Genomic DNA, 18,284 nt, shown 5'->3' with positions numbered 1-18,284 from the left:
CGGCGGCCCGGAAGGAGGACAGCGTATGGACTGGGCCAGCAGCCATGACCCACGCTTCGACAGTTTCGTGCTGGGCAACGCGCCGCTCAAGCGCCTCGCCACCGGGTTCGACTGGGTCGAGGGGCCGGTCTGGTTCGGGGACGCGGATTGCCTGCTGTTCTCGGACATTCCGAACGACCGGATCCTGCGCTGGTCGGCCGAGACGGGGATCAGCATCTATCGCAAGCCGTCGAACTTCGCCAACGGCAACACCCGCGACCGTCAGGGGCGGCTGATCACCTGCGAACATCGTGGCCGGCGCGTCACCCGGACCGAACCGGACGGGACCGTCACCGTCATCGCCGACGCGTTCGACGGCAAGCCGCTGAATTCGCCGAACGACGTGGTGGTGAAGTCCGACGGCACGATCTGGTTCAGCGATCCGCATTACGGGATCGCCATGGATTACGAGGGCGCGCGGGCGGAGCAGGAGAACCCCTGCGTCGTCTATCGCGTCGACCCGGCGACGGGGGACATCCGCGTCGTGGTGGACGACTTGAACTGCCCCAACGGGCTCGCGTTCTCGCCCGATGAGCGGTTGCTCTACGTCGCCGATACCGGGCGCATCTTCACGGACGACCGTAAGCACATGCGCGTCTATGACGTAACCGACGGGGGCACCGCGAACGGGCGCGATTTCGTCGAGCTCGATGCGGGGTTCAGCGACGGCTTCCGGCTGGACGAGGACGGCAATGTCTGGTCCTCGGCCGGTGACGGGGTCCATTGCATCGCGCCCGACGGGACGGTGCTGGGCCGTATCCACGTGCCCGAGACGGTGTCGAACGTCTGTTTCGGTGGACGGTCGCGGCATGTGCTGTTCATCACGGCGACGACCTCGGTCTATTCCATCGCGCTGAACCGGCGGGGCGCGCGGACCGTCTAGGCCGCGACCAGCGCCGCCAGTTCGGCGGCCGCGGCGTGCAACTCCGGCAAGAAGGTCAGGCCGCGTTCCAGGTCGATCCGCTGCGTGGGGGCGTGGAAGGACAGCGTCGCCAGCAAGCGGTCGTTGGTGTCCCGTATCGGTACGGCGACGGCGATCATGTCGGGCATGAACTCGCCCCGGTCCGTGGCATGCCCGTCGACCCGGATGCGCGCGATGGCGTCCTCGAGCGCGGCGCGGTCGGTATATGTGCCCGGCGCGCGGCGCTCCAGCGGCGTGGCCGACAGGTAGGCCTCGAGGTCGCGTCGCCCCAGCGTCGACAGATAGAGCTTGCCCGATGCCGTGCAGTAGAGCGGCACGCGCGTGCCCGGCGGCAACTGGATGCGCAGCGGCCATTCCGTTTCGACCCGTTCGAGATAAGTCATCGCGTCGCCATCGGGCAGGGCGATGTTGCAGGTTTCGCCGATGGTGGCCGAAAGGCGCTTCAGGATCGCCTGGCGCGCGCCGTGGATGCGCGACGACGACAGCACGCCGCCGGCCAGGCCGCGCATCCGCGGGCCCGGCAGATAGGCGCGCCCGTCGAGGTCGCGTTGCAGGAACCCTTCGTCGAGCAGCGTGGAGAACAGGCGGTGGATGGTCGGCTTGGGCAGGCCCAGTCCTGCATTCACCTCGGTCGGTGTTACCGGCTCGCCGGCCTTCGCCACCGCCTCCAGCACCAGAAGGAGGCGCAGGTTGGTCGGGATCGTCTCCGTCCGGTCGTCCTTCATGCCCCTATCTTTCCGGCAGCAGCAACGTCGAAAGCTCGGGCACCAGCGCGGTGATGATCCAGACCGACAGCAGTGCCACGAGGTAGGGCACCGTGTAGGGCAGAAGGCGGAAATACGGAACGCCCGTCACGCCGGACGCGACGTAGAGGTTCAACCCGTAGGGCGGCGTGATGAAACCGATCGAGGCGCCGACCAGGAAGATGACGGCGAACTGCACCGGCTCCACCCCGATATCGTGGGCGATGGGGGCCAGGATCGGCGCGAGGATGATTGTGACCGGCAGGCTTTCGAGTACCATGCCCGAGACGAAGACGATGGCCATCGCCGTGAACAGCACGGCGTAGTAGCCCCCCATGCCGGTGACGAAATCGCCGATCACCTGCTGCGCCCCCAGCACCGACAGGATCTGCTGCATGACGACCGAAACGGCGATCAGCGGCGCGAGGATGCCCGTGATCTGGGCCGAGCGCATGGTGATCGACGGCAACTCCATCGGCGTGAAGCCCTGGACCAGCAGCATTTCGCCATAGGACTTGTCCTCGACCGGGCGGTCCTCGCGCTTGCCCATCAAGCGGTAGAGGGGCAGGCAGACGAAACCCACGATTACGCAGAAGCCAACCGTCACGCCCGCCGCCTCGGTCGGAGAGAACTTGCCAGTGTAGATGCCCCAGAGCACGAGGCCGATGGCGAAGAAGCCGAGCCAGGCGCCGATTGCCGTCTTGATGACACGGCTGGCCGACAGCCCGATGATGATGCCCCACTTGTTCTTCCAGCAAAGCAGGAACGCCGCGGTCATCATCGCCAGAACCATCAGGGCGCCGGGGATGATGCCGGCCACGAAGAGGTCGCTGATCGGCAGGTTCATCAGGAAGCCGTAGACGATGAAAATGATGGAGGGCGGGATGATGATGCCCACCGTCCCGCCCGCCGCCGCCGTCGCGGCCGAGAAGCGTTCGTCGTAGCCGCCCTTGACCATCTCTGGATGCAGCATCGAGCCGATGGTGGCCGTCGTGGCCGAATTCGAGCCAGAGATCGCCGCGAAGAGGCCGCAGGCCCCGAGGCTGGCCATCGCCAGGCCGCCCCGGATCCAGCCGAGGCAGGCATAGGCGAAGTCCGACAGGCGTCGCGCGATGCCCGAGCGGTTGATCAGGTCGCCCGTCAGGATGAAGAGCGGCATCGCCAGGAGCGCGAAGCCGTCGGTGAACACGTCCGAGAGTGCTGCGCCGATGTTCAGCAGCGGCAGCGACAGCACGAAGGACATGCCGATGACCCAGTAGCCGATCACCAGGAAGACCGGGACGCCCAGCATGAAGAGGACGGTGACGCCGACCGAGATCAGCGTAACGAGGGTTCCGTCGCTCATGTGTCGCCTCCGATCACGGCCTGCTCGATCAGGGTGTCGCCGCGGCGATAGTTGCCGAGGTCGCGGAACAGGTTCTCGAACACCCGCCCCGAGAGCAGGATGAAGGCGATCGGCACGGCGATCAGGAACCACCACTGCATGACGTTGTCGGTGCCCAGCATGATGCGGAAGTTCGCCGCGGCGGCGATCACCTCCTGCGTCGTCGTGACGATGACGATCCAGGCGAAGCCGAGCCAGAGGATCGCGTCGAGGATCAGGCAGGCGATCTGCCCCGCCGGCGGCATGGCGGTGCGGAATTCGGCGAAGGCCAGGTGGGTGCGCAGCTTGACGTTATAGCTGCATCCGACCCAGGTCATGATCAGGAACAGGAAGGGCGGGATGGTCGTCGACCACGGCTCCTGCCCGTCGAGCAGGAAGCGTTCGATCACGCCGGCGAAGATGATGTAGCCGATCGCCAGATAGGCGGTGACCATGACCGCCGGTTCCAGGTGGCGCTCCAACAGGGGGACGGCGCGGTAGAGGGCCATGACGCCGAGGCCGCCCAGGGTCGTGATGATCAATCCCAGAAGCCAGGCCGCGGAGGCGTTCTGCCGGATCGCGTCGCCCAGCATCCAGGCGTCGTTGTCGAACAGGGCGGCGATGATCGCCCCGATGCCGCCGAAGATCTCCATCCAGCCGGCCCTCCCTCGAATTGGCGCGACCCTCCCGGTCGCGTGGCGCGACACTGGCACGGATCACGCGCCCTGTCGCCTGCGGTGGACGCCCCCGGCGGGGGCGCCCAGACTTTCAGGTCGCGGCGGGCCTCAGGCTTTCCACCAGCGGCGCGGCTCGACGTTTTCGGCCAGGGTATCGGCCGGGATCTGGCGCGCGACGTCGTAGATCATCTGGTAGGTATCGAGACCGCCCGACCAGCCGTTCAGACGCTCGCGCCAGGCGGCCCAGGGCTCGGGGTTGAACTCGGGCGAGCACATCTCCTCGGCCATCTTGATCTGGTCGTCGGCCAGGAAGGCCGGGCGGACGTCGTTCTCGGCGAAGATCGTGCCGGGCAGGACCGGATCGCTGAAACCCACGGTCTTGACCAGCGCGGCCTCGTTGGCGGCCTGCACGTGGACCTGCGCCAGATAGGCCGACTCGAGCACCGCGTCCTGCAGCTCGCCCGAGAGCGAATCGAAGGCCGAGGCCGACATCGCCGTATGCTCGGTGCCGCAGAAGAACCTGAGGTCGACGGACTGGCTGACCACGGGGGCCATGTTGGCGTAGGCCACGGCCGAAGCCCAGGTCTCGGCGCCGTCGATCAGGCCCTGCTTGAGGCCGTCCAGCGTCTCCTCCCAGGCGATCGGAACCGGATTGAGGTTCAGAAGCTCCATTGCGATCCGGCCAAGCTGCGTGCCGGTGACGCGGTTCTTGGTGCCGAACAACTCTTCCAGCTTGGTGACGGTGGGCTTGTCGGCGAACGATTGCCCGGTCTGGATACCGCGCAGTTCGGCATGGGTGAACAGGAACTTCAGGCCGTGCCGCTTCTCGAACGGGTCGCGCAGGACCTCCTGGGATTCGGGGCTGTAGAAGAAATGGTACTGCGAGGCGCGGCTGGGGAACATGTAGGCGTAGTCCAGCACGTTCAGGTAAGGCGCGCCGCCGGCCGAGTTCTGGGTCGAGGCGGAATACATGTCGATGATGCCGGACTGGGCCTTCTCGACGCAGTTGGGTTGGCCGCAGATCTGGTTGTCGCCGATAAATTCCACCCGGACCTCCCCGTCCGTGCGGCTTTCGAGATCACGGGCGAACTCCAGCACGCCGGCACGCTCGATCAGCAGGTTGCGGGCGTTGAACCCGGCCGCGCCCAGCTTGAACGTGTGCTTGGGCTCCTTGGCGAAACGCTTCTCGTAGCTGGACTCGGCGGCGCGGACTAGCTCGGGCAGCGTTGCAACACCGGCGAAGGTCGAGGCTCCCAACACGACTGACGACATGCCGTACTGACCGGACAGTTTGAACAGATCCCGGCGGGAGATCCCGCTCAGGGCTTTGGACGCTTTCATGTTCTTCCTCCCTTATGCGCAAATATGATACTTGCGGTCTCAATATTCAGCACTCTATCCTGCACCTGACAAGCTTTTCTTTCCGCCTCGGCAACGAAAGCGGGACATTTGGGGGGCACCGGATGACGGAACGGATCGTGGACTACGTCGTCGTCGGCGGCGGCTCGGCGGGGTGCGTGCTGGCCAACCGCCTGTCGGCCGACCCGGCGAACCGGGTCCTGCTGCTGGAGGCGGGACCCCGCGACTGGAACCCCTGGATCCATGTGCCGGTCGGCTATTTCAAGACGATGCACAATCCGGCCGTCGACTGGTGCTATCGCACGGAGCCCGATCCGGGGCTGAACGGGCGATCGATCGACTGGCCCCGGGGCCGGGTGCTGGGCGGGTCGTCGTCGCTCAACGGGCTGCTCTACGTGCGCGGACAGGCCGCCGACTACGACCGCTGGCGGCAGATGGGCAACGAGGGCTGGGGCTGGCACGACGTGCTGCCGCTGTTCAAGCGGTCCGAGCGGCAGGAGCGCGGGGCCGATGACTTCCACGGATCGGACGGACCGCTCTGGGTGTCGAACATGCGGCTGCAGCGGCCGATCTGCGACGCCTGGGTCGCGGCTGCGCAGAACGCGGGCTATCCGTTCAACCCCGACTACAACGGCGCCTCGCAGGAAGGGGCGGCCTATTTCCAACTGACGACGCGAAAGGGGCGGCGCTGCTCCTCGGCGGTGGCGTTCCTGAACCCGGCGCGGTCGCGCCCCAACCTCGAGATCATCACCAGCGCGCCGGCCACGCGCCTGATCCTGGAGGGGCGGCGCTGCGTCGGTGTCGCCTATCGCGACCGGTCCGGCACCGAGCGGGTTGTTCGCGCGGGACGCGAGGTCATCGTTTCGGGCGGGTCCATCAACTCGCCCCAGCTCCTGATGCTTTCGGGCATCGGCGAGGCCGCGCATCTGCGCGAGCTAGGGATCGAGGTGAAGGCCGATCTGCCCGGCGTGGGCAGGAACCTGCAGGACCACCTGCAGGCGCGGCTGGTCTTCAAATGCAACGAGCCGACCTTGAACGACGAGGTGCGCAGCCTGCTGAACCAGGCCCGCATCGCGGTGAAATACGCGCTGTTCCGCGCCGGGCCGATGACGATGGCGGCATCGCTGGCGACCGGGTTCTTCCGTACCGGCGAACATGTCGAGACGCCCGACATCCAGTTTCACGTCCAGCCCTGGTCGGCCGATTCACCGGGCGAGGGGGTGCACCCGTTCTCGGCCTTCACGATGTCGGTCTGCCAGCTGCGGCCCGAAAGCCGGGGCGAGATCCGGCTGGCTTCGCCGGATGCGGCGATCTATCCCAAGATCATCCCCCGCTATCTGAGCACCGAGACCGATTGCCGAACGCTTGTCGAGGGCGTCAACATCGCCCGTCGCATCGCCCGTCATGCCCCCCTGACCGACAAGATCTCCGAGGAGTTTCGGCCCAGCGCCGATCTGTCGATAGACGACTACGAGGGTACGCTGGACTGGGCGCGGTCGAACTCGGTCTCGATCTATCACCCGACGGGGACCTGCAAGATGGGCACCGGCCCGGGCGCCGTCGTCGACGCGCGGCTGCGGGTGCACGGGATCGCCGGGCTGCGGGTGGCGGACTGTTCCATCATGCCGGAGATCGTGTCGGGCAACACCAACGCCCCCGCGATCATGATCGGCGAGAAGGCGTCGGACCTGGTGCTGGAGGACGCGCGCGTCGGGGCGTGAGGCGTGCGCGGGGGTCGCTAGCGCGCCTCCATCGCGATCAGCGTGGCGTTGCCGCCCGCCGCGGTCGTGTCGGTGGAGACCACGACCTCCTCGACGAAACGTTGCAGGTAGAGCGGGCCGCCGGCCTTGGGGCCGGTGCCCGACAGGCCGTGACCGCCGAAGGGTTGGCTGCCGACGATGGCGCCGATCTGGTTGCGGTTTACATAGACGTTGCCGGCGGGCGCGCGGGCGGTGACATGGGCGATGGTCGCGTCGATGCGGGAATGCAGGCCGAAGGTCAGGCCGAAGCCGGTCGACTCGATCTCGTCCAGCACGCGGTCGAGATTGCCCGCCTTCCAGCGCTTCACGTGCAGGACCGGGCCGAACACTTCCTCGGTCAGGACTTCGTCGGGACCGAGTTCGATGATCGTCGGCGGCAGGAACCGTCCCTCCGGCGCGTCGCCCTGCCAGCGGACCTTCCACGTGCCGACATAGTCACGCAGCCGGGTCAGCGCGGCGTCGTCGATGATGGGTCCGACATCGGTGGCCGGGTCCATCGGATCGCCCATCGTCAGCGTGGCGGCGGCGCCCTCGATCATGTCGAGCATCCGTTCGGCCACGTCCTCCTGAAGATAGGCGATGCGGCAGGCCGAGCAGCGCTGCCCGGCGGAGCGGAAGGCCGAGGCGACGACATCGCGCGTCACCTGTTCCGGCAGGGCGGTGGCGTCGACGATCATCGCGTTGGCCCCGCCCGTCTCGGCGATCAGCGGCACGATCGGGCCGTCCTTGGCGGCAAGCGCCCGGTTGATCGACCGGGCCGTCGCGGTCGAACCGGTGAAGGCCACGCCGGCGACGCGGGGATCGTCGATCAGCGCCTGCCCGACCTCGACCCCGCCGGGCGCCAGGATCAGGGCGTCGCGCGGGATGCCGGCGCGGTGCAGGAGCGCCACGGCCTGCGCGGCGACGCGCGGGGTCTGCGGCGCGGGCTTGGCCACGACCGCGTTGCCGACGACCAGCGCGGCGGCGGTCTGGCCCAGGAAGATGGCGAGCGGGAAGTTCCACGGCGCGACGGTCACGAACACGCCCCGGCCCCGCGCGCGCCATTCGTTCGACTCGCCGGTGGGGCCGGGCAGGGGTCGGGGCTGGCCCAGGTTCTCGGCCTCGTCGGCGTAGTAGCGGAGGAAATCGACGGCCTCGCGGATCTCGGCGATGCCGTCGTCGATGGTCTTGCCGGCCTCGCGCGCCAAGGTGGCCATCAGGGCCGGGCGTTCCATCTCTAGCAGGTCGGCGGCGCGGCGCAGCGCGGCCGCACGGGTCGAGGGCGCGGTGGTCGACCAGGCGGGATAGGCGGCCTGCGCGCGGGCCATGACCCCGACCACGTCGCCCGGCGCGATTGGGTCAACCGCCGGCGCCTCGGGCGCCTCGCGCATGGCGCGGGAGAGGGTGGACAATTCGCGGTCCGATCCGATCTTCACCCCGTCTGAATTGCGCCGTCCGCCGAACAGCGCCTTCGGCAGCGGGATGCGCGGGTGGCGCGGCGTCTGGGCGAGGTCGTCCGGCATGTCGAGGACGGCGGCGATGTCGACATCCTTGTCGCCGGCCATCGCGACGAAAGACGTGGATGCGCCGTTTTCCAGCAGACGCCGCACCAGGTAGGCCAGAAGGTCGCGATGGCCGCCAACGGGCGCGTAGATGCGGCAAGGGGCCTCGGTTTCCTTCGCGACGGCGGCATAGAGCGCCTCGCCCATGCCATGCAGGCGCTGGAACTCGAACCCCCCGGGATGGCGGTTGCCGGTGCCGTGGCCGCCCTCCTCCATCTCCAGGATCTTCGCGATGCTGAGCGCGTTGTGCGTGGCGAATTGCGGATAGAGATGCGGGCGCAGGGCCAGCATCTTGCGGGCGCAGGCGAGGTAGTTCAGGTCGGTCACCGCCTTGCGGGTGAAGACGGGATAGTCGGGATGCCCCTCCACCTGCGCGTGCTTCACCTCGGTGTCCCAATAGGCGCCCTTGACCAGCCGGACCATCATCGTCTGGCCGTGACGCCGGGCCAGGTCGCCGGCCCAGTCGATCACCGCCTCGGCGCGCTTGCCATAGGCCTGGATCGCAAGCCCGAAGCCGTTCCAGTCGCGCAAGTCATCGTCGGCGAAGGCCGCCTCGATCACGGCGAGGGAGAGTTCGAGGCGGTCCTGTTCCTCGGCATCGACGGTGAAGTTGAGGTCGAAGGATTTCGCCCGTTTGGCCAGCTTCGTCAGGATCGGGGTCAGTTCGCGGAGGACGGCGGCGCGATTGCGCGGCTCGTAGCGGGGATGCAGGGCCGAGAGCTTGACCGAGATGCCCGGCCGGAGCGGCAGGGGTCGATTGCCGGCGGCGCGGCCGATGGCGTCGATCGCGTCGGCATAGGACTTGGCGTAACGGTCGGCATCGGCCTGTGTCTTCGCGCCTTCGCCCAGCATGTCGTAGGAGTGGAGCGCGCCCTTCGCCTCGTTCTCGCGGGCGCGTTTCAGGGCGTCCTTGATCGTCTCGCCCAGCACGAACTGATGGCCCATGAAGCGCATCGCCTGACGCACGCCGGTGCGGACGGCGGGCGCCCCGATCCGGCGGGTCAGTCCGCCGAGAACCCCCGGCACCGTGTCGCCGGGGCGCAGCAGGCGGTTCGACAGCCCGAGGCCCCAGGTCGCGGCCGAGACGAGCCAGGCCTCCGACGGCTCGTGCCCGTCCCAGTCGCCGGCGCCGATCTTGTCGGCGATCAGCGCGTCCTGCGTCGCCTGGTCGGGCACCCGCAGCAGCGCCTCGGCCATCGCCATCAGGGCAAGCCCCTCGCGGGTGGAGAGGTCGTAGTCGCGCAGGAAATCCTCCAGCCCGCCGATCCGGGTCTGCGCGCCGCGGATGCCGCGGATCAGGCGTTCGGCCCGGGCGCGGGTCGCGGGCGCGACCTGGGCCAGCGGCAGGAGGGTCGGGACGATGGTCTCGTCGGCGGGGGCGAAAGGGGCGGCGAAGGACATGGGGCACTCCGTAGGCGGGCTCGCGCGATCCTAGCATGGCGGCGGGTGGGGCGTTTCACCAAAGCTGCGGGGTGCACGGGGATTCCGATGGTGGTATCCGAGGTTTTCGAGAAAAACGCAGAGGATTTCGCCATGATCGCACGACTGGACCGTATGGATCATCGGCTGATCCGCGCCCTGCATGCGGATGCGCGGCTTTCGGTCGCGGCGCTGGCCGAACGGATCGGCCTGTCGCCCAATGCCACGGCGGAGCGGATGCGACGCCTGCGGCGGGATGGGGTGATCACGGGCTACACGGTCCGGCTGGATCATGACGCCTTGGGACTGGGGTTGATCGCCTTCGTTGAGATCAAGTTGGACCGCACCGATGGCGAAGTGTTCGACGCCTTCGCCGCCGCCGTCCAGAACGTGCGCGGGATCGAGGAGTGCCACATGGTCGCCGGCGGGTTCGATTATCTGCTGAAGACGCGGCACCGTGACATGGACGAGTATCGCGCATTCCTGGCCGAGGCGTTGGCGGCGCTGCCCGGTGTGCGCGAGACGCGGACCTATGTGGTGATGGAGGAGATCCGCGCGGGCGGGGCCCTGCCGGTCTAGAGGTCGATCTCCAGCGTGCCGCCCGGTTCGGCGGCGCGGGACCGGCAGAGGATGATGCGCGTTTCGCGCTGTGCCTTCGACAGGACGAAGTCGCGGTGTTCGGCCTTGCCCCGATAGCCGCAGGCGCAGACGCCGCAGATGCCGTCGGAGCATTTGACGTCGACGCGAAGGCCGGCGCGGGCGAGGGCGTCGGTCGCGGGTTCCTCGGCGGCCACCGCGACCTCGCGCCCGTCGCGCAGGCGCAGGGTGAAGGGGTGGTTCTCGTACTCCGGAAGATCGGGGACGGAGAAGTATTCGAGGTGGCGCGCGTCTTCGGGAAAGCCGCTTTCCTCGGCCGCCCCGATCACGGCCGACATGTAGCGGTCGGGTCCGCAGGTATAGACATGCGCGCCCGGTCGGTATCGCAGGATCTTGGCCAAGGCCGCGCGGCCGTCTTCGTCGCTGACATGCAGGTGGACGCGGTCCGCCCAGGGCGTCGCCCGCATCATGGCGAGATACGCCGCCCGCGACCGCGAAGGGACCGAGTAATGCACCGCGAAGTCGCGACCGAGCGCGTGCAGGCGATGCGCCATCGCGACCATCGGAGTGATGCCGATACCGCCGCCCATCAGGTGGCTGAACGTCGCGTCCTCGACCAGCGGGAAATGGTTGACGGGTGGTGCCGCGAAGATCCGGCGGCCCGGTGTGAAGATGCGGTGGAGGAGGCGCGATCCGCCGCGCCCGCCGTCTTCGCGCAGGACGCCGATCTGATATTTCGACCGATCGGCCGGGTCGCCGGACATCGAATATTGCCGCAGGTATTCGGGTGCCACGACGATGTCCAGATGCGCGCCGGCGGTCCATTCGGGTAGGTCCGACCCGTCGGGCGCCGCGAAATCGTAGAGGGTGACGTCCGGCGACATCGCCTCGGCCCGGATCACACGCAGCTCGATCACCGGGCTGTCGCGGTCGGCGGTGTAGCGGTGGACATGGGCCTCGTCCCCCGCGGCGATGCGGGCGCGATAGGCGGCGGCGGGGATCATCGCGCGATAGGCGGCGATCCCCGCCTCTCGATCCATGGGGTCGGGATAGGGCCAGGGATGGGCGGCCAGCGGGGCGGGATAGACGGCGAGGGTCTGGTCCTCGTAGGCCAGGTCGAGATCGCGCTGCAGGCCGCGTTCGTTCACCGGATGGCGGGTCGGGCGATAGGCGCCGTCCACCTCCAGCTCCAGGTCCCACCACCATTTCTTGACAGGATTCAGCCCGCCCCGACCAAGCGCGTCGTCGAGCTTCGCAAGCGCCGGCGCTGCGGCGGGGAGGTTCATCGCGGCCCAGCGGAACGGTGCCTCGGCGAACAGGCCCTCCAGGTTCCAGGGGCAGGTCTTCATGCAGCGCCCGCACATCGCGCCGCCGGGGGTCGTGATGCGGTAGGTGGCGCATTTCTGGCTGTCGGACTTCCAGATCTCGTAGCCGTTGAACATCAGCTTCGGCCCGGCGGTGATGGCGCCCGACGGACATTCGCGCGCGCATTTGTTGCACGCCTCGCAAAAGCGTTGCAGGCCGAAATCGATCGGCTTGTCGTGGGAGAGCGGCATGTCGGTCGTCACCACGCCCGATTTCAGGCGGGGGCCGAGGAACGGGTTCAGGATGACCTCGCCGATGCGGCTGACCTCGCCCAGGCCCGACAGCAGCAGAAGCGGCGGCTGCAGGACCTCGCCATCCAGCACGGTATGCGCCTTGGCCGCGTAGCCCAGGTCGCGGATCAGCTTCGCGACGATTCCGCCCAGCAGCGAGAACCGCAGATAGGCGCGCATCGACTGCGCCACGCTGATCCAGTCGTCGCCGGACGCACCCTCCATCGTCTCCCATCCCTGGTCGACGATCATGCTGATGGCCTGGTCATGCGGCGGGTCGATGGGGGTGCCGGTGGCGTCGTGGCTGTACCACGCCCAATCCGGGCAGCGGCTGATGCCGACCGCGTCGATGCCCAGCCAATACGCGATGGCCTTGATGTCGGTGGCGTTGCGGTCGGGGTCGTCGGGTCGCGCGCCCAAGGGGTTCGGATCGCCGTCCTGCAGAAGGACCAGCGCCCCCAGCATCCGCCGCTGCGCCGCCGATGGCGCCGCCTTGCGCACGTAATGCCCGGCCGTCGCCTGTTTCTGCACCGCCGGTCCAAGGTCGCCGAACTGGGCGCGCGCGAAGAGGTCGGCGCGCTTGGGCACGCGGGCGACGCGCGGCTCGTCGATATAGGTGGTGGGGGTGTCGACGCGGGGCAGCGTCTCGAACGGGTGCGGGCCAAGGGCGAAGTCGCGCTTGGCATAGGGGTCGCGGTTGGTGGCCGAGGACCCGGTGCCGTGGCCGACCCACCAGCGGGGGTCCGGCCGCTGGCGGGGTGCGAGCGGTGCGTCATGGACGAGCGTGAAGGTCGTGGTGACGGCGGCCAAGCCGAAGCGCCGGCCCAGGAACGGTGCCGCGACGCCGCGGTCGTCCGGCATCAGCACCCCTGCGGCCAGGCCCAGGACGTGAAGGTTCACGTCGCTGCTGGTCATGGTATGCGCCTTGGCGTCGTACCCCAGCACCCGCAGATAGCTGGCCAGGACGACGGCCGTCTCGGCGGCGCGCAGGGCGGCGCGGTGCGCCTCCGCCCCCGCGATCCAGGCGGCGCCCGGTTCATCGCGGACGGGGCGGGGCATGTCCTGCACGATGACGATGGCGTTGTGGTGACCGCCGATGCCGGCGGGTGGCGCCTCCATCGACTCCTTCAGGTCGGCCATGATGAGGTCGATCCCGGCGGCGAGCGTCTTGGTCTGTCGCGTGCGCAGCGCCTGCGCCAGGTCGTCGATGTCGGGGTTCCGCAGCGGCGCATCCAGATGCGCCTCGGCCGGAACGGGGCCGGTGCCGATGAGGGCCGCGTCGCAGAAATAGCCGAATGCCTTGAGGTGCCGCGCCCGCGCGACCGGGTCGTCGGGGCAGTCGGCCCGGGCGCGATTGACCAGCCCGTCACGAATCGCGTCCATCGTGGCCTGATAGTCCGACATCGCGCCCACGATCCCCGCCGTGCCTGCACCGAAGGCCAACCGCGGCACCGGGGGGACGGCCGAGAGATCGGGCATCCCTCCGCGCCGCAGCCGCTCCAGCGGATAGGGGCCGAGATGCGGAGGACGCTTGCGGTTGGAGAAGAGGCGCATGCGGGCCATGTGGCCGCGACGGGCCCCCGCGGGCAAGACCGTTTCAATGCGAGACGAATGCCCCGCATCGCGGGGCGGCGCGTTAGGACCCTCTTAAGGTCCGCGGCCTAGCACCGGACGTGCCGAGAACGGCGAAGATGGGACACCCGCCCAAGCGGACCCCGCAGGCAGAATGTCGAACGTTCCGCGAAAGCGGATTTCACAAGCCCGCGAAGCGGGCGCATTCAAGGGAATATCCAAATGTCCAGCATCCTGACCAACAACGGCGCGATGGTCGCGCTTCAGACGCTGAAATCCGTCAACCGCGACATGGCTTCGACGCAATCGGCCATCTCCACCGGCAAGTCGATCGCCTCGGCCAAGGACAACTCCGCCATCTGGGCCATCTCGAAGGTCATGGAATCCGACGTGTCGGGCTTCAAGGCCGTCTCCGACAGCCTTGCCCTGGGCGAGTCGACCGTGGCCGTGGCCTCGGCCGGTGCCGAGCAGATCACCAATGTCCTGAAGGACATGAAGGAGAAGATCGTCGCCGCCACCGGCGAAAACGTCGACTACACCAAGCTAACCGCCGATGTCGACGAAATGAAGGAGCAGATCACCTCGATCATCAAGGCTTCGCAATTCAACGGCGCGAACCTGCTGGATACGGCGGGCAACACCGGCATCTCGGTCCTGTCCTCGATCGACCGGGCCGCGGACGGCTCGGTCACGGCGGCGAATATCGACGTCGATTCGGTCGATTTCGAAGCCAACCTCGATCTGTCCGACGTCGATGTCGGTACCGCCGCGGATGCGGAGACGTCGATCGCGGCCATCGAGGCGCATATCCAGACCGCCGTCGACGGTGCGGCGGCCCTCGGGGCCTCGGCCAAGCGGATCTCCGACCAGGGCGAATTCGTCAGCAAGCTGACCGACGCGATGAAGTCGGGCATTGGTTCGCTGGTCGATGCCGACATGGAGGAGACCTCCGCGCGTCTCCAGGCGCTGCAGGTCCAGCAGCAGCTGGCGACCCAGTCGCTCTCGATCGCGAACCAGGCGCCGCAGTCGATCCTGTCGCTGTTCCGCTGACGTGATCCCGCCCGCCCCGGACCATTTCCGGGGCGGGTCCTTCGGACCTTGGCGCAAAGCGCCGGACCTTCGTGCAGGTCGCGAAGTTCGCCAATCGTGAGAAACCGATCCTATGGGCTATGCTCTGAGCGCCGCGGCCGCCTATGCCGCGATCGACCCTTCCCTGACATCGCCGGCCCGCGGGGAAGCCATGGTCTTCGCCGACGTCACGCGCCGGCTGGAGGCGGTCTTCGGCGACGACCGCGCGACGGCCTCGCGCAAGGCCGCCGCCCTTCACGACAACCGCCGGCTGTGGCGGGCGGCGGCGGAGGCCTGCGCGGGCGACGACAATGCCATGCCCGAGGCCTTGCGCGTCAGCCTTCTCGGGCTCGCCGGCTTCGTGGAGCGGCATACCAGCCAGGTTCTGGAAGGTTCGGGCGAGGCCGCGATCCTGTGCGAGATCAACCGCCGGGTGGCCGCGGGCCTGTCGGCGGGGGCCGCCTGACATGGCGGGTCTGATGCTGAAGTTCCCCGCCGGCGACCGGATCGTCGTCAACGGGGCCGTCATCGAAAACGTGGGCCGCGGTGCGCGCCTGCGCCTGCTGACGCCGGAGACGCAACTGCTGCGCCTGCGCGATGCGATCGACCCCGAAGCGGCCGGAACGCCTGTCGGCCGGATTGCGCATAGCGTGCAGCTGATGATGGTGGGCGAGGCGGACATGGAGGAGACCACGACGGCCGTGTTGGGCGCGCTCGTTCCGCTGCGCCATGCCTTCGTGGCACCGGAGGATCGGTCGCGGATCGATCGGATCGCCGCCCATCTGCGGGACGGGCAGCTCTATCAGGCGCTGCGCCAGCTGGGCGGGCTGCGCCGTCAGGAGGCGTCGCTTCTCGCGGCGCGGCCGGGGTGACCTTTCAACCCTTCGTGCCGACCGGTGGGTTGACCGGTTGGCGCTTTCTGCAGTCGACCTTGGATGCACAGCGCGCCGCCCATGCAAACGGCGCCGCGCAAAAGCGCGACCTGAATTACTTCCGCGAAACGATCGGAACGGTCTCGACCGCCGCAGAACTGGTGGCGGACAGGCGGTTGTTGACCGTGGCGTTGGGCGCGTTCGGGCTCGACGACGACATCGACGCGAAGTTCCTGATCCGCAAGGTCCTGGAAGAGGGAACCGACAATCCGGAAGCCTTGGCCAACCGGCTGAGCGACAAGCGCTACCGCGACCTGTCGCGGGCCTTCGAATTCGGGGGTGGCGGCGTACCCGCATCCGTTCTTCCCGGCTTCGCCGCACGGATCGAGGCGCGCTACAGCGAGCGGAGTTTCGAGGCCGATCTCGGAAATTCCGACGAGACGATGCGCCTGGCGCTGAATGCACGACGGGAACTTGCCGCCCTGGCGGACGGCGAGGGTTCGAACCGTACAAAGTGGTTCACGCTCATGGGCACGCCGCCGCTACGCAAGGTGATGGAGACGGCCTTGAACTTGCCAACGGCATTCGCGACCTTGCCGATCGACCGTCAGCTCGAAGATTTCACCGAGCGCGCGCGGACGATCTTCGGAACCGACGAAATCGCGGAACTGGGTCAGCCGGCGGTCTTGGACCCGCTTCTCGATCGCTTCACCGCGATGGCGGGCCTCGCTGACGGCGCCGGTGTCGCGTCTTCTCCTGCACTGGTGCTGTTGCGCGGCTTCTGACCGGGCGACGCGACGATCTGCGTCGTGTTTGAGCTAAATCGGCATTCGATGGGTGCCGGACGGATCCATGCCGCCGATCACATCCGGGTGGGATCGGTCCCCCTGCCCGACCAAAAGGCACCCGATCCGCTTCACCGGATGCCAGGCTTTTCGGTCGCTGCGCGGGCCGGGTTTTCGTAGGATTTTCCGAGGACGCCCGCCAGTAGCCGGAAGCCATCCTCGGGTCGCGTGAGGCCACGGGCCGCGAACAGATCCTCGATCTTCGGGGCCAGGGCCGTCGCGCGGTCGATCTCCGGGTTCGCGCCACGCTCGTAGAGGCCCGATCGCACCATCAGGTCGCTGCGGTCTTGCACTCCGAGGATCTTGCGTACTTCTCCGATCAGGGCGTTCTCGGCCGGGTTCGCCGCCTCCGGCAGGCTGCGCGAGACGGAGCGCAGCACGTCCACGGCGGGGTATCGCCCGCCCTCCGCGATATCGCGTGAAAGGATCACATGTCCGTCGAGTTGCCCGCGCAGGATGTCGGCCACCGGCTCCTCCATGTCGGAACCGGCGACCAGGACGGTGAAGATCGCGGTCATGTCGCCCTGACCGTCCTCCCCCGGGCCGGCCCGTTCGCAAAGCGAGGCCAAAAGCGGCGTCAGACTGGGCGGATGCCCCCGCAGCGACGCGTCCTCGCCGGCGGCCACGGCGACCTCTCGATGGGCCTCGGCCATGCGCGTGACGCTGTCGCAGAGAAACAGCACGCGCCGTCCCTGATCGCGGAAATGCTCGGCCACGGCGAGGGCGGCGAAGGCGCAGCGCCGCCGCGTGTTCGCCGGCATGTCGGACGTGGCCGCGACGACCACCGTGCGGGCGCGCCCCCGCGACCCCAGCGTGCGGTGCACGAAATCCGAGACTTCCCGGCCACGTTCGCCGACGAGGGCCAGCACGCAGATATCGGCATCGAGATCCTGTGCGAAGCTGCCGAGGAGGGTGGACTTGCCGACGCCCGAACCCGCGAAGAGTCCGATGCGCTGACCGGACGCGACCGGCAACATCGTGTCGAAGACGGCCATTCCAGTGCGCAACCGGTCACCCATCCCCCGACGGCGCGTGGCCGCCGGCGCCGCCCTGCGGAGCGGGACCGGATGGCCGGGCACTAGGGGGCGGCCGTCGAGCGGCTGTCCGAACGGATCGATGACCCGGCCGATCCAGCCATCGTGCGGGGCGATGCGCGCGGCGCCGGCGGGCCTGACCCTCGCGCCGATATGCAACCCGTCGGGAGAGCCATAGGGAGCCGCCCGGAGTTGCCCGCGGTCGAGCCGCGTGACTTCCGCGCGAAAGCTCCGACCCTCGGCGTCTTCGTAGATCAACTCTTCGCCCAGCAGAACGTGGTCGGACAGGCCCTCGACCGTGAAGCCGGCGGCATCGAGCCCGGTGATCTGGCCCAGCGGAAAGCTTGACTCGATCAGGTTCACCTGAGCGCGAAGGGTCGCGAACGGGTCGGCCACCGGGATGTCGAGAGTGTCGGTCATGTTTCGGTCTCCGGCCGGGGCTGTACGAAACGATTTCTAAAGGAATCAGTCTTAAGGCTTCGTTTCACGGACGACGAAGGAGTTGCCCAGTGAACGAAATGCCCGAGATCATGCGCCTTGCGGCCGGCATGGCCCGCCAAGCGGCGACGCGACAGGCTGTGATCGCCACCAACGTGGCGAATGCCGACACCCCCGGCTATCGCGCCCGCGACATGGCCACCTTTTCCCCCGATGACGGATTGGCCCTGCGCCGGACGCATGCGCGGCACCTGACCGGCCCCGAGGGCACGGCGCGCCCCCGGATCCTGCATGACGTGCCCGCCGACCCGAACGGCAATACCGTCTCGCTGGAGGATCAGGTCCTGCGGGGGATCGAGGCCGCACGCCACCACGATCGTGCCCTCACGGTGTATCGGAGCGCGCTGGGTATGATGCGCGCCGGATTGGGTCGGGGCTGA

Annotated in this window: 15 protein-coding genes; 8 read left to right on the top strand and 7 right to left on the bottom strand. The window is 68.3% G+C overall.

Annotated elements, in window-relative coordinates:
- Positions 1-25: 25 nt before the first annotated feature.
- Positions 26-922, top strand: a complete 897-nt coding sequence (locus MWU52_RS12000; protein WP_246952333.1) for an SMP-30/gluconolactonase/LRE family protein — start codon at positions 26-28, stop codon at positions 920-922.
- Here MWU52_RS12000 and MWU52_RS11995 read toward each other — a convergent pair.
- The 4 genes from MWU52_RS11995 to MWU52_RS11980 form a co-directional block, all read right to left on the bottom strand.
- The gene (locus tag MWU52_RS11995; protein WP_246952330.1) at positions 919-1,686 is read right to left on the bottom strand and encodes an IclR family transcriptional regulator; all 768 of its coding nucleotides are present in this window, start codon (positions 1,684-1,686) and stop codon (positions 919-921) included. The genes MWU52_RS12000 and MWU52_RS11995 overlap by 4 nt on opposite strands.
- 4 nt (positions 1,687-1,690) lie before the next feature.
- The gene (locus MWU52_RS11990) at positions 1,691-3,049 is read right to left on the bottom strand and encodes a TRAP transporter large permease (RefSeq protein ID WP_246952328.1); all 1,359 of its coding nucleotides are present in this window, start codon (positions 3,047-3,049) and stop codon (positions 1,691-1,693) included.
- Entirely contained in the window at positions 3,046-3,720 is a 675-nt protein-coding gene (locus MWU52_RS11985) for a TRAP transporter small permease subunit (protein WP_246952326.1), read from the bottom strand. The genes MWU52_RS11990 and MWU52_RS11985 overlap by 4 nt, the downstream gene beginning before the upstream one ends.
- Positions 3,721-3,852: 132 nt before the next feature.
- Positions 3,853-5,085: a TRAP transporter substrate-binding protein gene (locus MWU52_RS11980; RefSeq protein WP_246952324.1), complete on the bottom strand. Its 1,233-nt coding sequence runs from the start codon at positions 5,083-5,085 to the stop codon at positions 3,853-3,855.
- Positions 5,086-5,207: 122 nt separating this feature from the next.
- Between MWU52_RS11980 and MWU52_RS11975 the strand changes: the two genes are divergently transcribed.
- On the top strand, positions 5,208-6,824 hold the full coding sequence (locus MWU52_RS11975; RefSeq protein ID WP_246952322.1) for a GMC family oxidoreductase N-terminal domain-containing protein: 1,617 nt from the start codon (positions 5,208-5,210) through the stop codon (positions 6,822-6,824).
- A gap of 17 nt (positions 6,825-6,841) precedes the next feature.
- On the opposite strand, the gene MWU52_RS11970 is transcribed toward MWU52_RS11975, so the two are convergent.
- Positions 6,842-9,805, bottom strand: coding sequence for an L-glutamate gamma-semialdehyde dehydrogenase (locus MWU52_RS11970; RefSeq protein WP_246952320.1), 2,964 nt, complete (start codon positions 9,803-9,805; stop codon positions 6,842-6,844).
- Between the two features lie 132 nt (positions 9,806-9,937).
- On the opposite strand from MWU52_RS11970, the gene MWU52_RS11965 reads away from it, so the two are divergent.
- Positions 9,938-10,402, top strand: coding sequence for an Lrp/AsnC ligand binding domain-containing protein (locus MWU52_RS11965; protein ID WP_246952318.1), 465 nt, complete (start codon positions 9,938-9,940; stop codon positions 10,400-10,402).
- Here MWU52_RS11965 and MWU52_RS11960 read toward each other — a convergent pair.
- The gene (locus MWU52_RS11960) at positions 10,399-13,569 is read right to left on the bottom strand and encodes a 4Fe-4S double cluster binding domain-containing protein (RefSeq protein WP_246952316.1); all 3,171 of its coding nucleotides are present in this window, start codon (positions 13,567-13,569) and stop codon (positions 10,399-10,401) included. The genes MWU52_RS11965 and MWU52_RS11960 overlap by 4 nt on opposite strands.
- A gap of 240 nt (positions 13,570-13,809) precedes the next feature.
- Between MWU52_RS11960 and MWU52_RS11955 the strand changes: the two genes are divergently transcribed.
- From MWU52_RS11955 to MWU52_RS11940, 4 genes are all read left to right on the top strand, one after another.
- Positions 13,810-14,637: a flagellin gene (locus MWU52_RS11955; protein WP_246952315.1), complete on the top strand. Its 828-nt coding sequence runs from the start codon at positions 13,810-13,812 to the stop codon at positions 14,635-14,637.
- Positions 14,638-14,749: 112 nt separating this feature from the next.
- Entirely contained in the window at positions 14,750-15,121 is a 372-nt protein-coding gene (locus MWU52_RS11950; protein ID WP_246952314.1) for a flagellar biosynthesis regulator FlaF, read from the top strand.
- A gap of 13 nt (positions 15,122-15,134) precedes the next feature.
- Entirely contained in the window at positions 15,135-15,527 is a 393-nt protein-coding gene (locus MWU52_RS11945; protein WP_246952313.1) for a flagellar biosynthesis repressor FlbT, read from the top strand.
- Entirely contained in the window at positions 15,524-16,312 is a 789-nt protein-coding gene (locus tag MWU52_RS11940; RefSeq protein ID WP_246952312.1) for a DUF1217 domain-containing protein, read from the top strand. Before MWU52_RS11945 ends, MWU52_RS11940 begins: the two co-directional genes overlap by 4 nt.
- Before the next feature lie 131 nt (positions 16,313-16,443).
- Here MWU52_RS11940 and MWU52_RS11935 read toward each other — a convergent pair whose 3' ends face one another.
- Complete coding sequence (locus tag MWU52_RS11935) at positions 16,444-17,826, bottom strand: FliI/YscN family ATPase (protein ID WP_246952310.1); 1,383 nt, start codon at positions 17,824-17,826, stop codon at positions 16,444-16,446.
- A gap of 98 nt (positions 17,827-17,924) precedes the next feature.
- Between MWU52_RS11935 and MWU52_RS11930 the strand changes: the two genes are divergently transcribed.
- A complete protein-coding gene (locus tag MWU52_RS11930) occupies positions 17,925-18,284 on the top strand; it encodes a FlgB family protein (RefSeq protein ID WP_246952882.1) in 360 nt (119 codons plus the stop codon).

Source organism: Jannaschia sp. S6380 (genome assembly GCF_023015695.1).
Taxonomy (GTDB): domain Bacteria; phylum Pseudomonadota; class Alphaproteobacteria; order Rhodobacterales; family Rhodobacteraceae; genus Jannaschia.
This window is presented reverse-complemented; position numbering and strand designations above follow the sequence as displayed.